Annotated in this window: 14 protein-coding genes; 10 read left to right on the top strand and 4 right to left on the bottom strand. The window is 71.7% G+C overall.

Translation table 11 applies throughout. The features are described from left to right. Positions 1-69: 69 nt before the first annotated feature. On the bottom strand, positions 70-1,278 hold the full coding sequence (locus tag DFJ66_RS02250; RefSeq protein ID WP_121217460.1) for an RNA polymerase sigma factor: 1,209 nt from the start codon (positions 1,276-1,278) through the stop codon (positions 70-72). After that, a complete protein-coding gene (locus tag DFJ66_RS02245) occupies positions 1,275-1,628 on the bottom strand; it encodes a YciI family protein (protein ID WP_121217457.1) in 354 nt (117 codons plus the stop codon). The genes DFJ66_RS02250 and DFJ66_RS02245 overlap by 4 nt, the downstream gene beginning before the upstream one ends. 138 nt (positions 1,629-1,766) lie before the next feature. Between DFJ66_RS02245 and DFJ66_RS02240 the strand changes: the two genes are divergently transcribed. The 7 genes from DFJ66_RS02240 (at position 1,767) to DFJ66_RS02210 (ending at position 11,308) form a co-directional block, all read left to right on the top strand. Continuing rightward, positions 1,767-2,762 (top strand): adenylate cyclase, encoded by a 996-nt coding sequence (locus DFJ66_RS02240; protein ID WP_121217455.1) that lies wholly within the window; start codon positions 1,767-1,769, stop codon positions 2,760-2,762. Between the two features lie 2 nt (positions 2,763-2,764). Beyond that, positions 2,765-3,745, top strand: a complete 981-nt coding sequence (locus DFJ66_RS02235) for a hypothetical protein (protein WP_121217453.1) — start codon at positions 2,765-2,767, stop codon at positions 3,743-3,745. Beyond that, complete coding sequence (locus DFJ66_RS02230) at positions 3,742-4,959, top strand: adenylosuccinate synthetase (RefSeq protein WP_121217451.1); 1,218 nt, start codon at positions 3,742-3,744, stop codon at positions 4,957-4,959. Before DFJ66_RS02235 ends, DFJ66_RS02230 begins: the two co-directional genes overlap by 4 nt. 11 nt (positions 4,960-4,970) lie before the next feature. Beyond that, positions 4,971-5,606, top strand: coding sequence for an NUDIX hydrolase (locus tag DFJ66_RS02225; RefSeq protein WP_121217449.1), 636 nt, complete (start codon positions 4,971-4,973; stop codon positions 5,604-5,606). A gap of 187 nt (positions 5,607-5,793) precedes the next feature. After that, on the top strand, positions 5,794-6,690 hold the full coding sequence (locus DFJ66_RS02220) for a PP2C family protein-serine/threonine phosphatase (RefSeq protein ID WP_121217447.1): 897 nt from the start codon (positions 5,794-5,796) through the stop codon (positions 6,688-6,690). A 47-nt stretch (positions 6,691-6,737) separates the two neighbouring features. Next, a complete protein-coding gene (locus DFJ66_RS02215) occupies positions 6,738-9,116 on the top strand; it encodes an HAD-IC family P-type ATPase (protein WP_211350936.1) in 2,379 nt (792 codons plus the stop codon). 128 nt (positions 9,117-9,244) lie between these two features. Further along, entirely contained in the window at positions 9,245-11,308 is a 2,064-nt protein-coding gene (locus DFJ66_RS02210; protein ID WP_121217443.1) for a diguanylate cyclase, read from the top strand. Positions 11,309-11,991: 683 nt separating this feature from the next. Here the strand turns inward: DFJ66_RS02210 and DFJ66_RS02205 are convergent. Continuing rightward, complete coding sequence (locus tag DFJ66_RS02205) at positions 11,992-12,639, bottom strand: thiaminase II/PqqC family protein (protein ID WP_121217441.1); 648 nt, start codon at positions 12,637-12,639, stop codon at positions 11,992-11,994. A gap of 53 nt (positions 12,640-12,692) precedes the next feature. Between DFJ66_RS02205 and DFJ66_RS02200 the strand changes: the two genes are divergently transcribed. After that, entirely contained in the window at positions 12,693-13,127 is a 435-nt protein-coding gene (locus DFJ66_RS02200) for a GNAT family N-acetyltransferase (protein ID WP_121217440.1), read from the top strand. Between the two features lie 25 nt (positions 13,128-13,152). Here the strand turns inward: DFJ66_RS02200 and DFJ66_RS02195 are convergent, their stop codons facing one another. Further along, positions 13,153-13,749: a TetR/AcrR family transcriptional regulator gene (locus tag DFJ66_RS02195; protein ID WP_121217438.1), complete on the bottom strand. Its 597-nt coding sequence runs from the start codon at positions 13,747-13,749 to the stop codon at positions 13,153-13,155. Between the two features lie 85 nt (positions 13,750-13,834). Here DFJ66_RS02195 and DFJ66_RS02190 point away from each other — a divergent pair, with 85 nt between their 5' ends. Together DFJ66_RS02190 and DFJ66_RS02185 are read left to right on the top strand one after the other, a co-directional pair. After that, complete coding sequence (locus DFJ66_RS02190; RefSeq protein ID WP_121217436.1) at positions 13,835-15,565, top strand: ABC transporter ATP-binding protein; 1,731 nt, start codon at positions 13,835-13,837, stop codon at positions 15,563-15,565. Then, complete coding sequence (locus DFJ66_RS02185; RefSeq protein ID WP_121217434.1) at positions 15,562-17,418, top strand: ABC transporter ATP-binding protein; 1,857 nt, start codon at positions 15,562-15,564, stop codon at positions 17,416-17,418. Before DFJ66_RS02190 ends, DFJ66_RS02185 begins: the two co-directional genes overlap by 4 nt. Positions 17,419-17,426 lie beyond the last annotated feature (8 nt).

The raw sequence follows: 17,426 nt of genomic DNA, 5'->3' as shown, positions 1-17,426 counted from the left end.
GGCAGGCTACCCGACCGGGCCGGGCGGGCGGGGGCGGCGGTCGTCCGGGGCGGACACCCGGCCGGCCGATCACGGCCCGGCCAGGCGGTTGGCGCGCAGGGTGAGGTGGCGGCGTTCGGGCGTGCTGAGCGCGCGGCGGGCGGCCTCGCGGTAGGCGGTGCTCGCGGCGGCGGGGTCGCCGGCGAGGTCGAGCAGGTGGGCGCGGACGGCGTGCAGGCGGTGGTGGTCCTTGAGGCGCTTGTCGGTGGCGAGCCGGTCCACCACCTCGAGGCCGGCGTGCGGACCGTGCACCATGCCGAGGGCGACGGCCCGGTTGAGGGTGGTCATCGGGTTGGGCGCGAGGTGCTCCAGCAGGTCGTAGAGGGCGAGGACCTGCGGCCAGTCGGTCTCCTCCGCGGTGGGCGCCTCGGTGTGGACGGCGGCGATCGCGGCCTGCACCTGGTACGGGCCGACCCGGCCGCGCGGCAGGGTGCGGGACAGCAGGTCCAGCCCCTCGGCGAGCTGCGCCCGGTCCCAGCGGGTGCGGTCCTGCTCGGCCAGCGGCACCAGGGCACCGTCCGGCGCGGTGCGGGCCGGCCGGTGGGCGTCGGTGAGCAGCATCAACGCCAGCAGGCCCGCGACCTCGGTGTCGTCGGGCAGCAGACCCGACAGCCACCGCGTGAGCCGGATCGCCTCCCCCGACAGCGCGGGCGCGGTCACCTCGACGCCATCGGAGCTGGTGTGCCCCTCGGTGAACACCAGGTAGAGCACGTGCAGGACCGCGCGCAGCCGCTCGGCGCGGTCGGCCGGGGCCAGCGAGCCGAACCCGACACCCCGGATCGTCTGCTTGGCGCGGCTGATGCGCTGCGCCATCGTCGCCTCGGGCACCAGGAACGCGGCGGCGATCTGCGCGGTGGTGAGGCCGCCGACCGCGCGCAGGGTCAGCGCGATGCGGCTGGGGTCCGACAGCGCCGGGTGGCAGCACAGGAACACCAGGGCCAGCGAGTCGTCCCGGTCGTCGGTCTCCGGCGCGGTCTCGGCGGGCGCGACGGCCTGCTCCCGACGCCGCCGGGCCTGTTCGGTGCGCACCTGGTCGACCAGGCGGCGGGACGCGACGGTGACCAGCCACGCCTTCGGGTGGTCGGGCACGCCCGAGACCGGCCACTGGGTCGCCGCGTCCAGCAACGCCTCCTGCACGGCGTCCTCGCAGGTGTCGAACTGGCCGTAGCGGCGCACGAGCGCGCCGAGGACCTGCGGCGCCAGCTCGCGCAGCAGGTCCTCGGTGAGGCGGTCGGTCATGCCGACTCGTGCAGGACGGGCCACAGCTCGACCGGCTCCACGTCGGCGTAGGGCAGGTCGGCGGCGATCTCGCGGGCGCGGTCCTCGCTCTCGACGTCCAGGACGTACAGGGAGGCGATGTACCCCTTGGTCTCCAGGTACGGGCCATCGGTGACCGCGGGGACGCCGTTCTCCCGCCGGACCAGCTTGGCGTTGACGGCGTCGCCGAGGCCGTAGGCGCCCAGCAGCTCGCCGGTCCCCCGGTACTTGGCGTTGAACGCGTCGAACTTCGGCAGGGCCTCGGCCCACTGCTCGGGGGTGAAGGCGTCCCACTTCTCCTGGTTGCCGTAGATCATCATCAGGTACTTCACGGTGGTCGTCCTCTCTCTCGCGGTGCTGTCGGCCTGTGGTCGGAGCTGACGGCCACCCGCTCTACATCCCGACCGCAGAATTTTCCGACGATCTCGCGGACCGTTGCCCCCGAGGTTTGAGTCAGTTAGACTCAAACCATGTTCACGAGGGAAGAGGCGCTCCGGCGAGTCGAAGGCGCCGAACCCACCCGCCTCTTCGGACCACCCACCCCCGACCGCCGCGAAGACGCCCGACGCCTCTACCGCGCCCTCGCCACCGCACTGCACCCCGACCGCGTCGGCCCCGACGACACCCGCGCCCACCGCGCCTCGGCCGACCTCACCCGCCTCTACCACGACTGGCGCCACGCCGAACCGGTCACCCTGCGCACCGAGCGCGGCACCTACCGGCTCACCGACCTCCACGCGGTCGGCAGCGTCGCCAACCTCTACCGCACCGACGGCCCGCACGTCGTCAAACTCGTCCGCAACCCCGCCCTCAACCCCCTGCTCCACGCCGAGTGGCACGCCCTGCACACCCTCGCCCGCTTCACCGACAAGCACCGCTGGCTCAAGCCCTACTACCCCACCCTCCACGACACCGGCGACGTCGGACGCGGCGAACGCGCCTTCACCGTCCTGGACCCGCTCCTCGACGGCTTCGTCACGATGACCGAGGTCAAGACCGCCTACCCGCGAGGACTCGACGGCCGCGACTACGCCTGGATGCACCGCCGACTCCTGCGCGCCCTCGCCGGCGCCCACCGCGCCGGCCTCGTCCACGGCGCCGTCACCACCGACAACGTCCTGGTCCACCCCGCACAGCACGGCATCGTCCTCACCGGCTGGACCTTCGCCGTCGAAACCGGCCAACCCCCGCTCGCCCTCGACAGCTCCACCACCTACCCGCCCGAAACCACCCGCAAGCAGCCCCTCACCCCGGCCGCGGACGTCCACATGGCACACCAACTCATGCTGGACCTCTTGAAACCGAACGAAACCCGTCAACGCGCCTTCGCCCGAGGGTGCATGCAGGACAACCCCGCGGCCCGCCCCGACGCCGCCGACCTGCTCGACGAGTACGACGACCTGCTCGAAGACCTCTACGGCGCAAGGACCTTCCGGCCCTTCGCCCTCCCCCGACAAGGAGCCTGACCATGGGACACGGACGCTGGGACGACAACGCCTACGCCGCCGCCCGCACCTTCCGCGCCGCCAAGGGCCTCGACGACTTCGGCTACACCGCCAAGCTCAAGTCCGGCCCCCGCGACCAGTGGAAGGCCGACCCCACCCTCGACCCGCTGGGCGTCACCGCCCGCGAGTGCCGCGACTCGGCCGACCACGCCGACTCCACCCCCATCGCCGTCCTCTTCGACGTCACCGGCTCCATGGGCTACGTCCCGCAGATCATGCAGCGCAAGCTCGGCAAGCTGCACGGCCTGTTGCAGCGCAAGGGCTACCTCACCGACCCGCAGATCCTCTTCGGCGGCATCGGCGACGCCGACAGCGACCGCGTGCCCCTCCAGGTCGGCCAGTTCGAATCCGACAACCGCATGGACGAGCAGCTGCGCACCATCTTCCTGGAAGGCAACGGCGGCGGGCAGAAGAGCGAGTCCTACGAACTGGCCGCCTACTTCGTCGCCCGCCACGTCGCCACCGACGCCTGGGAGAAGCGGGGCCGCAAGGGCTACCTGTTCCTCATCGGCGACGAGCTCAACAAGCCCCGCCTGGAGGCCCGGCACATCCGCCGCATCATCGGCGACGACGTCCACCAGGACATCGACCCCGCCTCGGTCTACCGCGAACTGGCCCGCAAGTGGCACGTCTACTTCGTCCTGCCCAACCAGTCCCACTACTACGACGACCCCGAGATCGCCGACCACTGGCGCGGCCTGCTCGGCCAGCACTTCCTCAAGCTCGACGACCCCGGCGCGGTGTGCGAGCTGATCGCCGCCACCATCGGCCTGGAGGAGCGGGTCGTGGACCTCGACCAGGCCATGGTCGACCTCGCCGAGGTCGGGTCGGCCGACGAGAGCCGCGCCGTGGGCAAGGCCCTCGTCCAGGTCGGCGCCAAGTCGGTCGCCACCTCGGCCACGCCCGCCGACCTCGACGGCCCCGACACCGTCACGCTGGCATGACCGAGCACCTGATCGTGGTGGGCCTGGGCTTCGGCGACGAGGGCAAGGGCGCGGTCGTGGACGCCCTGTGCGCCCAAGCCCCCACCACCGCCGTGGTCCGCTTCAACGGCGGCGCCCAGGCCGCGCACAACGTCGTCGCCGAAGGCCGCCACCACACCTTCAGCCAGTACGGCTCCGGCACCCTGACCGGCGTCCCCACCCACCTGTCGAAGCACGTCCTGGTGGAACCCATAGCCCTGGCCACCGAAACCCGCGAACTGACGGACCTGGGCGTCCCCGACCCCCTGTCCCTGCTCACCGTCCACGAAGACGCCCTCCTCACCACTCCCCTGCACATCACCGCCAACCGCGCCCGCGAAGACGCCCGAGGCACCAACCGCCACGGCTCCTGCGGCAAGGGCATCGGCGAAACCGTCTGGTACTCCCTCCTCACAGGACACACCCCGGGCGACACCGTCGAACACCAACGAGTCCTCGGCACCCCGGGCGAAGCCCCCACAGTCGGCGACTGCCTGCGCCCGACCACCCTCCGCCGCAAACTCGACACCCTGGCCCGCTTCTACGAACCCCTCATCGGCACCGGAACCCCGGTGGACGACCTGATCCACCTCTACAAGTCCTTCGCCGACGCCGTCCGGATCGTCAACGACGACCACTTCCACACCCTCGCCGACACCGGCCGCCTCATCTTCGAAGGCGCGCAGGGCGTCCTCCTGGACGAAACCCACGGCTTCCACCCGCACACCACCTGGTCCACCACCACCCCCCGCAACGCCCGCACCCTCCTCGCCGGCCGCCCGGCCCGGGTGATCGGCGTGACCCGCACCTACCACACCCGCCACGGCGCGGGCCCCTTCCCCACCGAGGACAACACCCTCCCCCACCCGGAACTCCACAACGACTCCGGCACGTACCAAGGCTCCTGGCGCACCGGCCACTTCGACGCCGTCCTCTTCCACCACGCCCTGACCCACGCCCGCCTCGACGCCCTGGCCGTCACCCACCGGGACACCCCCGCCACCCACTACGCCACCGCCTACCGCAGCGGAGCCACCCGGACCACCACCCTCCCCACCCACGACCGAACGCACTTCCTCACCACCTGCACCCCCGAACTGGAACCCTTCCCCCACGACTGGTTCGAACGCCAGGGCATCCCCATCGCCGTCGAAGGCCACGGCCCGGACCGCACCTCCTACACCGTCCGCACCTAAAGTGGTCGACCATGACCGCGCCCGAATCGACCCTGGTGTCCGTGGACGTCCTGACCCTGCGCTTCGCCCCCGACGCCCACACCGTGCACCTGGCCGTAGCACCGCGCGCGTTCGACCCGTTCGCCGGCTCCCTCGCCCTGCCCGGTGTCCTGCTGGGCAAGGGAGAACGCCTCCGAGACGCCGCGATCCGAGCCGTCACGACGAAACTGGGCCTCCCCGAGGTCACCGCCACCGGCCAGCTGACCACCTTCGACGAACCCAACCGCGACCCCCGCGGCCCCACCCTCTCCATCGCCCTCTGGGCCACCCTCGACCCCGCCGCGACCCCCACCGGCCCCACCTGGACCCGCCTGGACGAGGTCCCACCCCTGGCCTTCGACCACAACCGGATCGTCACCGACTGCCGCCCGATCCTGGCCGACAAGCTCTGGCGGGACCCCACCTTCACCGCGGGCCTGCTGGGCCGCGAGTTCACCACCGCCCAAGCCCTGGACGTCACCGAAGCCCTCACCGGCGACCGCCCGTACCCCGCCAACCTGGGCCGGACCATGGACCGCATCCCCGGACTGCAACGCACCACCCAACACGCCACCGCCCTCCCCCAAGGCGGACGGCCGCCCCTGGTCTGGCGCTGGACGACTCCCTGAGGAGAGCCAGTCCTCGGCCGTAGTGGTCCTGAGTTGTCCGGGTTGAGCCGGCACCGGTTTCGAGGGTTGATTTCAGTCAACACTGAAGTTATCGTGCCCACTATCCCAAAGTTCACAGGCCACGCTCAGGCAGCGCGCGGATCATCGAAGGCGGAGGACACCCGTCTCTGGACTCCGGAGGCCCGCCATGACCGTCCTGTTCCCCACCGCCCTGCCCACCGCCGGCTGGGCCACCACCCGCGGCTCACGCCGGGTCGCCGCGGACGCCGCCGCCGTCCGCACCTCCCCCAGCACACCCGCTTTTAACGCACCCACCTCCCCCAACACGCCCGCTTTGAACGCGCCCACCGCGGCCGGCTCTGCCGCGCCGGGCCCCACCGCGCCCTCCCCCAGCGCGCCCTCCCCCACCGCGTTCGCCGCCGCCGTGGCGGACGGCATCGGCGACACCGAGGCCGCCGCGTCCGCCGCCCGCTTCGCCGCCGCCGAAGCCGTGGACGCCGCGTGGCGCGCCGGCGCCTCCGAAGCGATGGAGGACGTCCGCCGGGGCCTGCACCTGACCACCCACCCCACCAACCCCCTCGGCATCCCCCTCCCCCGGCCCACCGCCGAAACGTCCCCGCTCCCGTCTGCCGCGACCCTCCCACAGCCGCCCGCACGCGACGCCGGTCGGGATCTCACACCACGCGCCGACACCACCCTCGTCGTCGCGTCCGGCACCACCCACCACTGGTCCGTCGCCTGGGTGGGTGACTGCCGCGCCTACTTCCTCGGCGACACCGACCCCGCCACGCTGCTCACCACCGACCACACGATCGGCCGGTACCTGCGCGACCGCGGTGTGCCCGCGAACCCCCGCCTGGACCTGGTCGTCACGACCACCGCCCGCAAAGGCGGCCACGGCGTCGTCCACGGCTCCGGTCCCGGCCGCCTGGTCCTGCTCACCAACGGCGTCCACCGCGCCACCGACCAGGCCACCATCACCCACCTCGCCCGCACCACCACCGACCCCGCCGAAGCCGCCCGCGCGCTGGTCGCCCTCACCCAGGACGACAACGCCGCCGCGGTCGTGGTCGACCTGCGCTGACCAGGCGCAAAAACGGGTTCCACGGCAGGATGGCGGCGGAGGTGGGGATGTCCGACACGCTCGTCAGCGCCACCGGCCTGACCCGGGCGCAGGTCGCCGAACGCGTGGCCGATGGCCGCACGAACGCGGTCGGCGCGCGCACCAGCCGCAGCACGGCCCAGATCGTCCGGGCGAACGTCGTCACCCCGTTCAACGGCCTGCTGGCGACCCTGTTCGTGCTGGTCCTGCTCACCGGGCACTGGCAGAACGGCCTGTTCGGCCTGGTCATCGTCGCCAACACGGCCATCGGCGTGGTGCAGGAGCTGCGCGCCAAGCGCACCCTGGACCGCCTGGCCGTCCTCAACGCCCCGCACGCCCGCGTGGTGCGCGAGGGCCGGACGTCCGAACTCGACGTGGCCGACGTCGTCGCCGACGACCTGATCGAGCTGCGCACTGGCGACCAGGTCGTCGCAGACGGCACGCTCACGAGCTCCCACGGCCTGGAGATCGACGAGTCGCTGCTGACCGGCGAGTCCGACCCGGTCGCCAAGGACGTCGGCGACGAGGTGCGGTCCGGGTCGATCGTGGTCGCGGGCAGCGGCCGGTTCGTGGCGACCGGGGTCGGCGCGGACGCCTACGCCACCCGCCTGGCCGCCGAGGCCCGCCGGTTCACGGTGGTGCGCTCGGAGCTGGTCCAGGGCACCAACAGGCTCCTCAAGGGCATCTCGCTGCTGATGCTCGTGGTCGGGCCGCTGCTGCTGTGGAGCCAGTTCGAGACGCCCGACACCGACACGTGGCAGGAGGCGGTGACCGGCGCGGTGGCGGGCCTGGTCGGCATGGTGCCCGAGGGCCTGGTCCTGTTGACCAGCCTCGCGTTCATGCTCGCCGCCGTGTCACTGGCCCGGAAACAGACCCTGGTCCAGGAGCTTCCCGCGGTCGAGGTGCTGGCCCGCGTGGACACGGTGTGCCTGGACAAGACCGGCACCCTCACCCACGGCGACATCGTCTTCGACCGCCTGATCACCCAGGAAGCTGACGACGTGCGCGAGGCCTTGGCCCTCTGCGCCTCCGCTCCCGACGCCAACGCCACCTCCGCCGCGCTGTCCACCGTGTTCGCCAACGGCACCTGGCAGCGAACCGGCGGCGTCCCGTTCTCCTCGGCCCGCAAGTGGTCGGCGGTCTGCGCGGACGGCCACGGCACCTGGGTCCTGGGCGCACCCGAAATGGTCTTCCCCGGCGGTACCAGTGACTTGCTGGCCCAGGCCGCCGACATCGCCGCCGAGGGCAAGCGCGTACTCGTCCTCGCCTCCACCCCCGACCACCACACCGACACCGCCCTCCCCCCGAACCTCACCCCGCGCGCCCTGGTCGTCCTCGCCGAACGCATCCGTGACGACGCCGCCGACACCCTCCGGTACTTCGCCGAGCAGCAAGTCGCCCTGAAGGTGATCTCCGGCGACAACCCCCGCACAGTGGGCGCGGTCGCCGTCTCCGTGGGCGTGCCGGGCATCGAGCACGCCTCCGACGCCGTGGACGCCCGCACCCTCCCCGACGACCCGGACGCGCTCGCCGACGTCCTGGAGCACAAGGTGGTCTTCGGTCGGGTGACCCCGCAGCAGAAGAGGGCCATCGTCGGTGCGCTGCAACGCAAAGGGCACGTCGTGGCGATGACCGGTGACGGCGTGAACGACGCGATGGCGTTGAAGGACGCCGACATCGGGGTGGCGATGGGCAACGGCGCGGCGGCGACGCGGGCCGTGGCGCAGTTGGTGCTGCTGGACAGCCGGTTCGCGCACCTGCCCGACGTCGTGGCCGAGGGCAGGCGGGTGATCGCCAACATCGAGCGGGCCGCGAACCTGTTCCTGGTCAAGAACGTCTACTCGCTGGTGCTCGCCCTGGTCGTGGTGGCGACCGCGCTGGCCTACCCGCTCGCGCCGATCCAGCTGACCTTGATCTCGGCCACCACCATCGGCATCCCCGGGTTCGTGCTGGCGCTGGCGCCCAACAGCCGCCGCTACGTGCCGGGGTTCCTGCGCCGGGTGCTGCGGCTGGCGGTCCCGACCGGCGCGGTGATCGGTCTGGCGGCCTACGCGGGCGACCTGACCATCCGCGGTCTGGAACCGGGAGCCGGGCGTCCGGCCGGGCAGACCGTGGCGACCGTGGTCGTGCTGATCGCGTCGCTGTGGACGTTGTCGCTGCTGGCCCGCCCGCTGACCCGGTGGAAGCTCGCCCTGATCGCGGGTCTGGCCGGGGCCGCCGCGCTGATCCTCGCCGTGCCCGCGCTGGGCACCGGCATCTTCCTGCTCGCCGTCACCCCGCAGCGCCTGCTGGTGGGCGCGGCCATCGGCGTGGCCGCCGGGCTGGTGGTCGAAGTCGTCGGGCGGGTCGTGCTGCGCCCGGTCCGCGCCACCGCCGAAAGTGAGGTGCGCTCGGCGGAAAGCTTTTGACACCAATGGAGTACTGGTCCGGGTTCCCCGCCGCAGTGCGGTTGCGGCATGATCTGGCGAACCGGTGGACGCCGCTGCCGCAGACCGTCAGGCCCACCGCACCACGCAGGCGACCACGCGGAGACCACATGAGTGCGCACGGCCCACGCCCGTTCCAGGGCAGGGCCTGGCTCGGCTACCTCGCGGTCGGGCTGGTCGCGATCACCGCGTACTACCTGATCCCCCGGGCGGGCGCGGGTGTCGCCGCCAGGGTCGTCGTGTACTGCCTCACCAGCACGTCGGCGGCGGTCGTCGTGCTGTTCGCCGCGGTGCGCAACCGGGCGGGCGCGCGGGTGGCGTGGCTGCTGCTGGGGTTGAGCCAGGTCGTGTACTCGCTGGCCGACTGCACCTTCTACGTGCACCACTACCTGTTGGACAGCACCGCGTTCCCGTCCCTCGCGGACGTGTTCTACCTGGGGCACTACCCGCTGGTCGTGGTGGCGCTGGTGCTGCTGATCCGCAGGCGCAGCCCGGGTCGGGACCTGCCGAGCCTGCTGGACGCCTCGGTGCTCGCGGTGGTCGCGGCGATGCTGTCGTGGCTGTACCTGATCGGGCCGCGGGCCCGGATGGACCAGCCGCTGCCGGTGGCGGTGGCGTCGGTCGCCTACCCGGTGATGGACCTGGCGATGCTGGTCGTGGCGCTGCGGCTGGTGCTGGGGACGGGCCGGCGGTCGGGGTCGTTCGCGCTGCTGTCGGCGAACCTGCTCGCGATCCTCACCGCCGACACGCTCTACGTGCTGCAACAGCTCAACGGCAGCTACCAGGCGGGCAACTTCCTCGACGCGATCTGGCTGGGCGGCAACCTGGCCCTGGGCGCGGCGGCGCTGCACCCGACCATGGCGCGGCTGGCCGAGCCGAGCCCCACGCGCGAGAACGTGCTGGGGTGGGGCCGGATCGCAGCGCTGTGCGGCGCGGCGCTCATCGCGCCCGCGATGCTGGTGCTGCAACACGCGACCGGGCAGTTCCGCGACATCCCGGCCATCGCGGCCGCGTGCGCGATGCTGTTCGTGCTGGTGATCGCGCGGCTCGCGGCGATGGTCGGCGACCAGCGGCGGCTGGCCATCACCGACGCGCTGACCGGCCTGCACACCCGCCGGTTCTTCGTGGCGCAACTGCCGATCGAGGTCGAGCGGGCGCGGCGCGGCGGCGGTTCGGTGGCGGTGTTCATCGCCGACGTGGACCGCTTCAAGTCCATCAACGACAACCACGGCCACCCCGCCGGCGACCGCGTGCTGGTGGAGGTCGCCGACCGGCTGCGGCGAGCGGCCCGCGCCGGCGACGTCGTGGCCCGCTACGGCGGCGAGGAGTTCGCGCTGCTGGCGCCCGGCGTGGGCCCAGCCGACCTGGCGTCGCTCGCGCGGCGACTGCGGGAGAGCGTGGCAGGCGGCCCGATCGCGGCGTCCGACACGACGGCGCTGGGCGTGACGGTGTCGGTGGGCGCGGCGTGCTACCCCGAACACGGCGGCGACCCGGCAGCGGTGATCGCGGCCGCGGACCGGTCGCTGTACGCGGCGAAGCTCTCCGGGCGGGACCGGGCCGTGGTGGGCGTGGCCGTGGACGCCGAACAGCCGGTGGTGGAGCACCTGTGCCGCATCGCCGACCAGGTGGACCTGCGGCTGTCATCCCGACACGACAGCCGCGCGGTGGGCCGGTGGGCCCGACTGCTGGCCGCGGAACTGGGCCACGACGAACGCGGCATCCGCGTGGCCGGCCTGGCGGCGCGCCTGCGGGACGTGGGCAAGGTCGTGATCCCGGACGCGGTGCTCCTCAAGCCGTCCGCACTGGACGCCGACGAGTGGCGGTTGATCCGCCAACACCCCGACCACGGCTTCCGCCTGGCCGACACCGTGCCGGGCCTGTTCCCAGTGGCGCAAACCATCCGCCAACACCACGAACGCTACGACGGCTCCGGCTACCCGCAGGGCTTGACCGGCACGGCGATCCGGTGGGAGGCACGCGTCGTCGCGGTATGCGACGTGGGGGCGGCCCTCCTGGCAGACCGCCCCCACCGACCCGCGTTCTCCCCCGACGAGGCCCTGACCGTACTGCGCGACGGCCGCGGCACCCTGTTCGACCCGGCAGTGGTGGACCTGTTCCTGGACCTCCACGCCGAGGGCCGCATCGACACGCCAGACTTGGGCCGCGTCGGCTGACCCACCGGGCCGAGCAAGCAGTCCACCGCTTCGCCGGCCGCCAGCCCATTCGCTTTGCCGGGTGGCAGTCCACCGGAGAGGACACAATCCAACTTGGGCTTCTTGCTTTTGTCATCTCCGTATGGCCTGCCCGAAGGGCTACCACATTTTCCAGGGGTTGCAGCCGAAAGTTTTGCGAGGAACGAGCAAAAGTTTTAGCGGCAACCCCTGGAAAATGTGGTAGGCTCTGCCAGGCCATACGGAGATGACAAAAGCAAGAAGCCCCCGCCGTTGCAGTTGAGTCATCTTTGGTGGCCTGCCCGCCGGCGAGGCGCTTTTCGCTTTTAAGCGCTTTAAACCGGAACGCTTCGCTCTCAAGCCGAACGCGCTTCGCGCTGGTACGCGCGAAGCGCTCGAAAGATCAAAAGATGAAAAGCGGCGCTCGCCGCGCGGCAGGCCGCCAGCGGGGGGTGAAGGGCGTCGGTTCCCCCGCCGCATGACCTGGCAAAGCCAACCACAGATTTCCCCGGTGCCGCTAAAATTTTTGGCTCGTTCCTCGCAAAAAATTTCGGCTGCACCGGGGAAATCTGTGGTAGCCCTTCGGGCAGGCCATACGGCGGGGGAACCGAGGCCCTCCACCTGTGGTTGGGACCACCACACACAAAAGCGCGCTGCGCGCGCCGAAAAGCACCCGCTGCGTGCAGCTACGCCGCGTCGGCCAGCGTGTTCCAGAACATCAGTTCGTAACCCTGCAGCAGGCGCACGTGTTCGACCGCGCTGCTGAAGTCGATGCCCGCGTCCAGTCCCGCCTGCACCGCGTCGACGCCCTGCTGCTCCAGTTCCGGCACCGGGGTGGCGAAGAAGTCGAAGAACGCCGTGTCCTCGGGTTCGAACCCGTAGTGGGCGCGCAGGCCGGTCGAGATTCGGCCGCAGTACTCGCCCCACGCGGCGAAGTTGGTCAGCATCGCCACTGCTGCCACGGCGGGTTCGGTGTTGAGCGCGAGCCACGCCACGTAGGAGGCGTAGGCCTGGCAGCCCGGTCGGTAGCGGTACTTCGCCGGGTCCACGCCGGCCTTGCGGGCCAAGGGGTCCAGCAGGGGCAGCACCAGGCCTTCGCCCTGGGCCAGGCTGGTGAAGAAGCCGCGGGCGGCGGGGTCGTCGGCGTTGGCGGCCAGGGTGAGGAAGCTGCGCCAGTCGCCCGGCACGATCCGGCTCTCCTCGGCGGCCAGCGCGCCGATCGACGTCAGGGGCGCCGTGCCGGCCTCGACCAGCGGCACGAAGCGGTTCTCCCCGTGCTCGTCCGCGACCTCGTCCCTGATCCTGTCCAGCAGTTGCCTCGCCGACTGGCTCATCGTTCCTCCGCAGTGGGTCGGGGTTGCGAGCCTAGCCCCGTAGGGTGTCGCGCATGATCACCCTGGGGCCACTCCTGCCGGCCGACCGCGCGGCCTGGGAGGAGCTTTTCGTCGGCTACAACGCTTTCTACGGCCGTGAGCTGCCGCCGCTGCTGCTGGACCGGGCGTGGCGGGAGTTCCAGCGGGACGTGCGGATGCACGCGCTGGGGGCCCGGCACGACGGTCGCCTGGTCGGCATCGCGCACTTCCTGGTGCACGCCAGCACCACCGCACCGGACGTCTGCTACCTGCAAGACCTGTTCACCGCGCCGGACGCCCGGGGGCTGGGTGTCGGGCGGGCGTTGATCGGCGGGGTGGTGGAGTGGGCGCGGGAGCGGGAGTGCTCGCGGGTCTACTGGCACACCCAGGAGAGCAACGACACCGCGCGCCGCTTGTACGACCAGGTCGCCGAGAACCGGGGCTTCATCTCCTACGTGGTCCCGCTCTGACCCGGGTCGCGGCGGCCCGCCGGCGTCAGTCCACGCCCAGGCCGCGCAGCAACGGGAGGTACACCTCGTCCACGAGTGCGGCGATCACGTCGTCGTCGACCGGGCCGCCGCAGGCGATGAACTCGTTGCGCACGAGGTCCAGCGGGGCGCGGGCGGCGCGGTGGGGCAGTTCCAGCGGGCGCAGTTCGCCGCGTTCCACCGCCCGGTCGACGATCTGACGCACGGCGTCGGTCAGTCCCGTGGGGTTCGCCAGGCGTTCGCGCAGCAGCTCGGCCATCTCCGGGTGCCGGAACGCCTCGGCCATGACCCCGGCGATCACCCCGTTGACCATCGTGCCGGCGCGGCGGGCGATCCGGTCGAACAGCACCACCAGGTCCTCGCGCAGCACGCCGGTGTCGGCGACCTCCACCTCCACGGGGACCCGGCTGTTCCAGGCGGCCAGCGCCAGCTCCGCCCGGCTCGACCACCGCCGGTACAGGACGGGCTTGCTGGTCCCGGCGCGCGCCGCGACGCCCTCCATGGTCAACCGCCCGTAGCCGTGCTCGCTGAGCTCCGCCCACGCGGCGTCCAAGATGGCCGTCTCCAGCTCCGCTCCCCTGCGGCGCGACTTCCCGTCCGTCACCCTGCCCCTAAGATACGTTGCGTTTCTTATCCAACGGGTCTACCGTACCTCCTATTAGACACGATCGGTTTCTTATGGGGGAAACTTGCTCACCCGCCTGCTCCGGGTCTACCTGCGGCCCTATAGGCGCGAACTGACCGCCGTGCTGGCGCTCCAGCTCGTCGGCACGGTCGCCTCGCTGTACTTGCCCAGCCTCAACGCCGACATCATCGACTTCGGCATCGCCACCGGTGACACCGGCTACATCATGTCCACCGGCGGCTGGATGCTGCTGGTCACGACCGTGCAGATCGTCTGCTCGGTCGGCGCGGTCTACTACAGCGCCCGCACGGCCATGGGGTTCGGCCGTGACGTGCGCTCCGCGCTGTTCCACCGGGTCGGCGAGCTGTCCGCGCGCGAGGTCGCCGCGTTCGGGCCGTCGTCCCTGATCACCCGCAACACCAACGACGTGCAGCAGGTGCAACTGCTGGTGGTCATGGTGTGCACGATGCTGGTCACCGCGCCGATCATGTGCGTGGCGGGCATCGTGATGGCCCTCCAGGAGGACGTGGGCCTGTCCTGGCTGCTCGTCGCGTTCGTGCCGGCGATGGTGATCGCCGTGGGCCTGATCGTGAGCCGGATGGTCCCGCTGTTCCGGGGGATGCAGGAACGCATCGACGACGTCAACCGGGTGCTGCGCGAGCAGCTGTCCGGCATCCGCGTGGTGCGGGCGTTCGTGCGGGAACGCGCCGAGACCGAGCGGTTCGCCGACGCCAACACCGCGCTGACCCAGACCGCCCTGCGGGTGGGTCGGCTCCAGGCGATGACCTTCCCCGTGGTGATGCTGCTGTTCAACGGCTCCAGCGTCGCCGTGCTGTGGTTCGGCGCGCTGCGCCTGGACACCGGGGAGATGCGGATCGGCGCGCTGACCGCGTTCCTCAGCTACCTCATGCAGATCCTCATGTCGGTCACGATGGCGACCTTCATCTCGATGATGGTGCCGCGCGCCGCCGTGTGCGCGGAACGGATCAACGAGGTGCTCGACGCCGAGCCGTCCGTGACGCCGCCGGTCAGCCCGGTCGGCGAGCTGCCGGCACGCGCTGAGGTCGAGTTCCGGGACGTCGAGTTCCGCTACCCCGGCGCGGTGGACCCGGTGCTGCGCGGCGTGAGCTTCCGGGCCGAGCGCGGCCAGACCACCGCCGTCATCGGCAGCACGGGCGCGGGCAAGACCACCCTGCTCAACCTGGTGCCCCGGCTGATCGACGTCACCGCGGGGGCCGTGCTGGTCGATGGCGTGGACGTCCGCGAGGCCGACCCGGACGTGCTGCGCGCCAAGCTCGGGCTGGTGCCGCAGAAGCCCTACCTGTTCACCGGCACGGTGGCGAGCAACCTGCGCTACGGCCGGCCCGAGGCCACCGACGACGAGCTGTGGGAGGCGCTGGAGATCGCGCAGGCCCGTGACTTCGTGGAGGCCATGGGCGGTCTGGACGCGGCCATCGCGCAGGGCGGCACCAACGTCTCCGGCGGCCAGCGGCAGCGGCTGTCCATCGCGCGGGCGCTGGTGCGCAAGCCCGAGGTGTACCTGTTCGACGACGCCTTCTCCGCGCTGGACGTGGCCACCGACGCCCGCCTGCGCGCGGCGCTCAAGCCGCACACCTCGGAGTCCGCCGTGGTCGTGGTGGCGCAGCGCGTGTCCACCATCCTCGACGCCGACCGGATCGTGGTGCTCGACAACGGCGCCGTGGTCGGCGTCGGCACGCACCACGAACTGCTCGACACCTGCCCCACCTACGTCGAAATCGTCCAGTCCCAGCTCACCGTGGAGCAGGTCGCATGAGCGCCCCCACCACCACCCGACCGCCCGCCCGCATCGGCGGCGGCGGGCCCTTCCCCGGCATGGGCATGCCCGTCGGCAAGGCCCAGAACTTCGGCCCGTCCGCGCGGCGGCTGGCCAACCGGATGCGCGGCGAGCGCAACACCCTGGTCGCCGTGCTCGTCCTGGCCGTCATCAGCGTCGGCCTCGGCGTGGCCGGACCGAAGATCCTCGGCCACGCCACCGACATCATCTTCACCGGCGTGCTCGGGCAGGCCCGCGGCGGACCCGGCATCGACTTCCGCGCCCTGGGCGAGGTGCTGGCGTGGGTGGCCGCGCTGTACCTGGCGTCGTCGGTGTTCGCCTGGGTGCAGGCCCGCATCCTCAACGACGTGGTGCAGCGGTTCGTGTTCCGGCTGCGCGAGGAGGTCGAGGAGAAGCTGCACCGGCTGCCGCTGCGCTACTTCGACGCCCAGCCGCGCGGCGAGCTGCTGTCGCGGGTCACCAACGACATCGACAACGTGGCCACCACGTTGCAGCAGACGCTGAGCCAGCTGCTGATGTCCGGGCTGACCGTGATCGGCGTGCTGGTGATGATGGTGACCATCTCGCCGCTGCTGGCGCTGATCGCGCTGGCCATCATCCCCGCGTCGGTCGTGGTCACCGGGCGCATCCGGAAGAAGTCGCAGCAGCTGTTCATCGCGCAGTGGAAGCAGACCGGCGCGCTCAACGCCCACATCGAGGAGGCGTTCACCGGGCACCAGCTGGTGAAGGTGTTCGGGCGGCAGCAGGAGTCCGAGGCGGAGTTCCGGCGGCGCAACGACGAGCTGGTGGAGTCCTCCACCGGGGCGCAGTTCGTGTCCGGCCTGATCATGCCGACGATGTTCTTCCTGTCCAACCTCAGCTACGTGGCCATCGCCGTGGTCGGCGGGCTGCGCATCACCTCCGGGGCGATGACGCTGGGCGAGGTGCAGGCGTTCATCCAGTACTCGCGCCAGTTCACCCAGCCGCTGACGCAGGTGGCGTCGATGGCGAACCTGATGCAGTCCGGGGTGGCGTCGGCCGAGCGGGTGTTCGAGCTGCTCGACGCCGAGGAGCAGACGCCCGACCCGGTGGACGCCGTCCAGCCGGCCACGCGCCGGGGCCGGGTGGAGTTCCACGACGTGGCCTTCTCCTACACGCCCGAGCAGCCGCTGATCCGGGACCTGTCGCTGGTCGCCGAACCGGGCCAGACCGTGGCCATCGTCGGGCCGACCGGGGCGGGCAAGACCACCCTGGTCAACCTGATCATGCGGTTCTACGAGCTCGACGGCGGGCGGATCACGCTCGACGGCGTGGACGTGACGGAGATGCGGCGCGAGGACCTGCGGTCGCGGACCGGCATGGTGCTCCAGGACACCTGGCTGTTCGGCGGGACCATCCGGGACAACATCGCCTACGGCCGTCCCGGCGCGACCGACGACGAGGTCGTGGCGGCGGCGCGGGCGGCGTTCGTCGACCGGTTCGTGCGCACCCTGCCCGACGGGTACGACACCGTGATCGACGAGGAGGGCGGCAACGTCAGCGCGGGCGAGAAGCAGCTGATCACCATCGCGCGCGCGTTCCTGGCCGACCCGGCGCTGCTGATCCTGGACGAGGCGACCAGCTCGGTGGACACCCGCACGGAGTCGCTGGTGCAGCACGCGATGGCGGCCCTGCGGTCCTCGCGCACCAGCTTCGTCATCGCCCACCGGCTGTCCACCATCCGCGACGCCGACCTGATCCTGGTCATGGAGGCCGGGCGGATCGTGGAGCAGGGCACGCACGAGCAGCTCATCGCGGCCGAGGGCGCCTACCACCGGCTGTACGCGGCGCAGTTCGCCGAGGGCGCAGCGTAGGGGGTTGG

Source organism: Saccharothrix variisporea (assembly GCF_003634995.1).
Classification (GTDB): domain Bacteria; phylum Actinomycetota; class Actinomycetes; order Mycobacteriales; family Pseudonocardiaceae; genus Actinosynnema; species Actinosynnema variisporeum.
The sequence above is the reverse complement of the archived record's forward strand: the minus strand, read 5'-3'. Positions and strand labels throughout refer to the sequence as shown.

Coding starts and splice junctions, on each gene's coding strand:
- DFJ66_RS02250 (WP_121217460.1), bottom strand. CDS start 1,278: ATGACCGACCGCCTCACCGAGGACCTGCTGCGCGAGCTGGCGCCGCAG.
- DFJ66_RS02240 (WP_121217455.1), top strand. CDS start 1,767: ATGTTCACGAGGGAAGAGGCGCTCCGGCGAGTCGAAGGCGCCGAACCC.
- DFJ66_RS02235 (WP_121217453.1), top strand. CDS start 2,765: ATGGGACACGGACGCTGGGACGACAACGCCTACGCCGCCGCCCGCACC.
- DFJ66_RS02230 (WP_121217451.1), top strand. CDS start 3,742: ATGACCGAGCACCTGATCGTGGTGGGCCTGGGCTTCGGCGACGAGGGC.
- DFJ66_RS02225 (WP_121217449.1), top strand. CDS start 4,971: ATGACCGCGCCCGAATCGACCCTGGTGTCCGTGGACGTCCTGACCCTG.
- DFJ66_RS02220 (WP_121217447.1), top strand. CDS start 5,794: ATGACCGTCCTGTTCCCCACCGCCCTGCCCACCGCCGGCTGGGCCACC.
- DFJ66_RS02215 (WP_211350936.1), top strand. CDS start 6,738: ATGTCCGACACGCTCGTCAGCGCCACCGGCCTGACCCGGGCGCAGGTC.
- DFJ66_RS02210 (WP_121217443.1), top strand. CDS start 9,245: ATGAGTGCGCACGGCCCACGCCCGTTCCAGGGCAGGGCCTGGCTCGGC.
- DFJ66_RS02205 (WP_121217441.1), bottom strand. CDS start 12,639: ATGAGCCAGTCGGCGAGGCAACTGCTGGACAGGATCAGGGACGAGGTC.
- DFJ66_RS02200 (WP_121217440.1), top strand. CDS start 12,693: ATGATCACCCTGGGGCCACTCCTGCCGGCCGACCGCGCGGCCTGGGAG.
- DFJ66_RS02185 (WP_121217434.1), top strand. CDS start 15,562: ATGAGCGCCCCCACCACCACCCGACCGCCCGCCCGCATCGGCGGCGGC.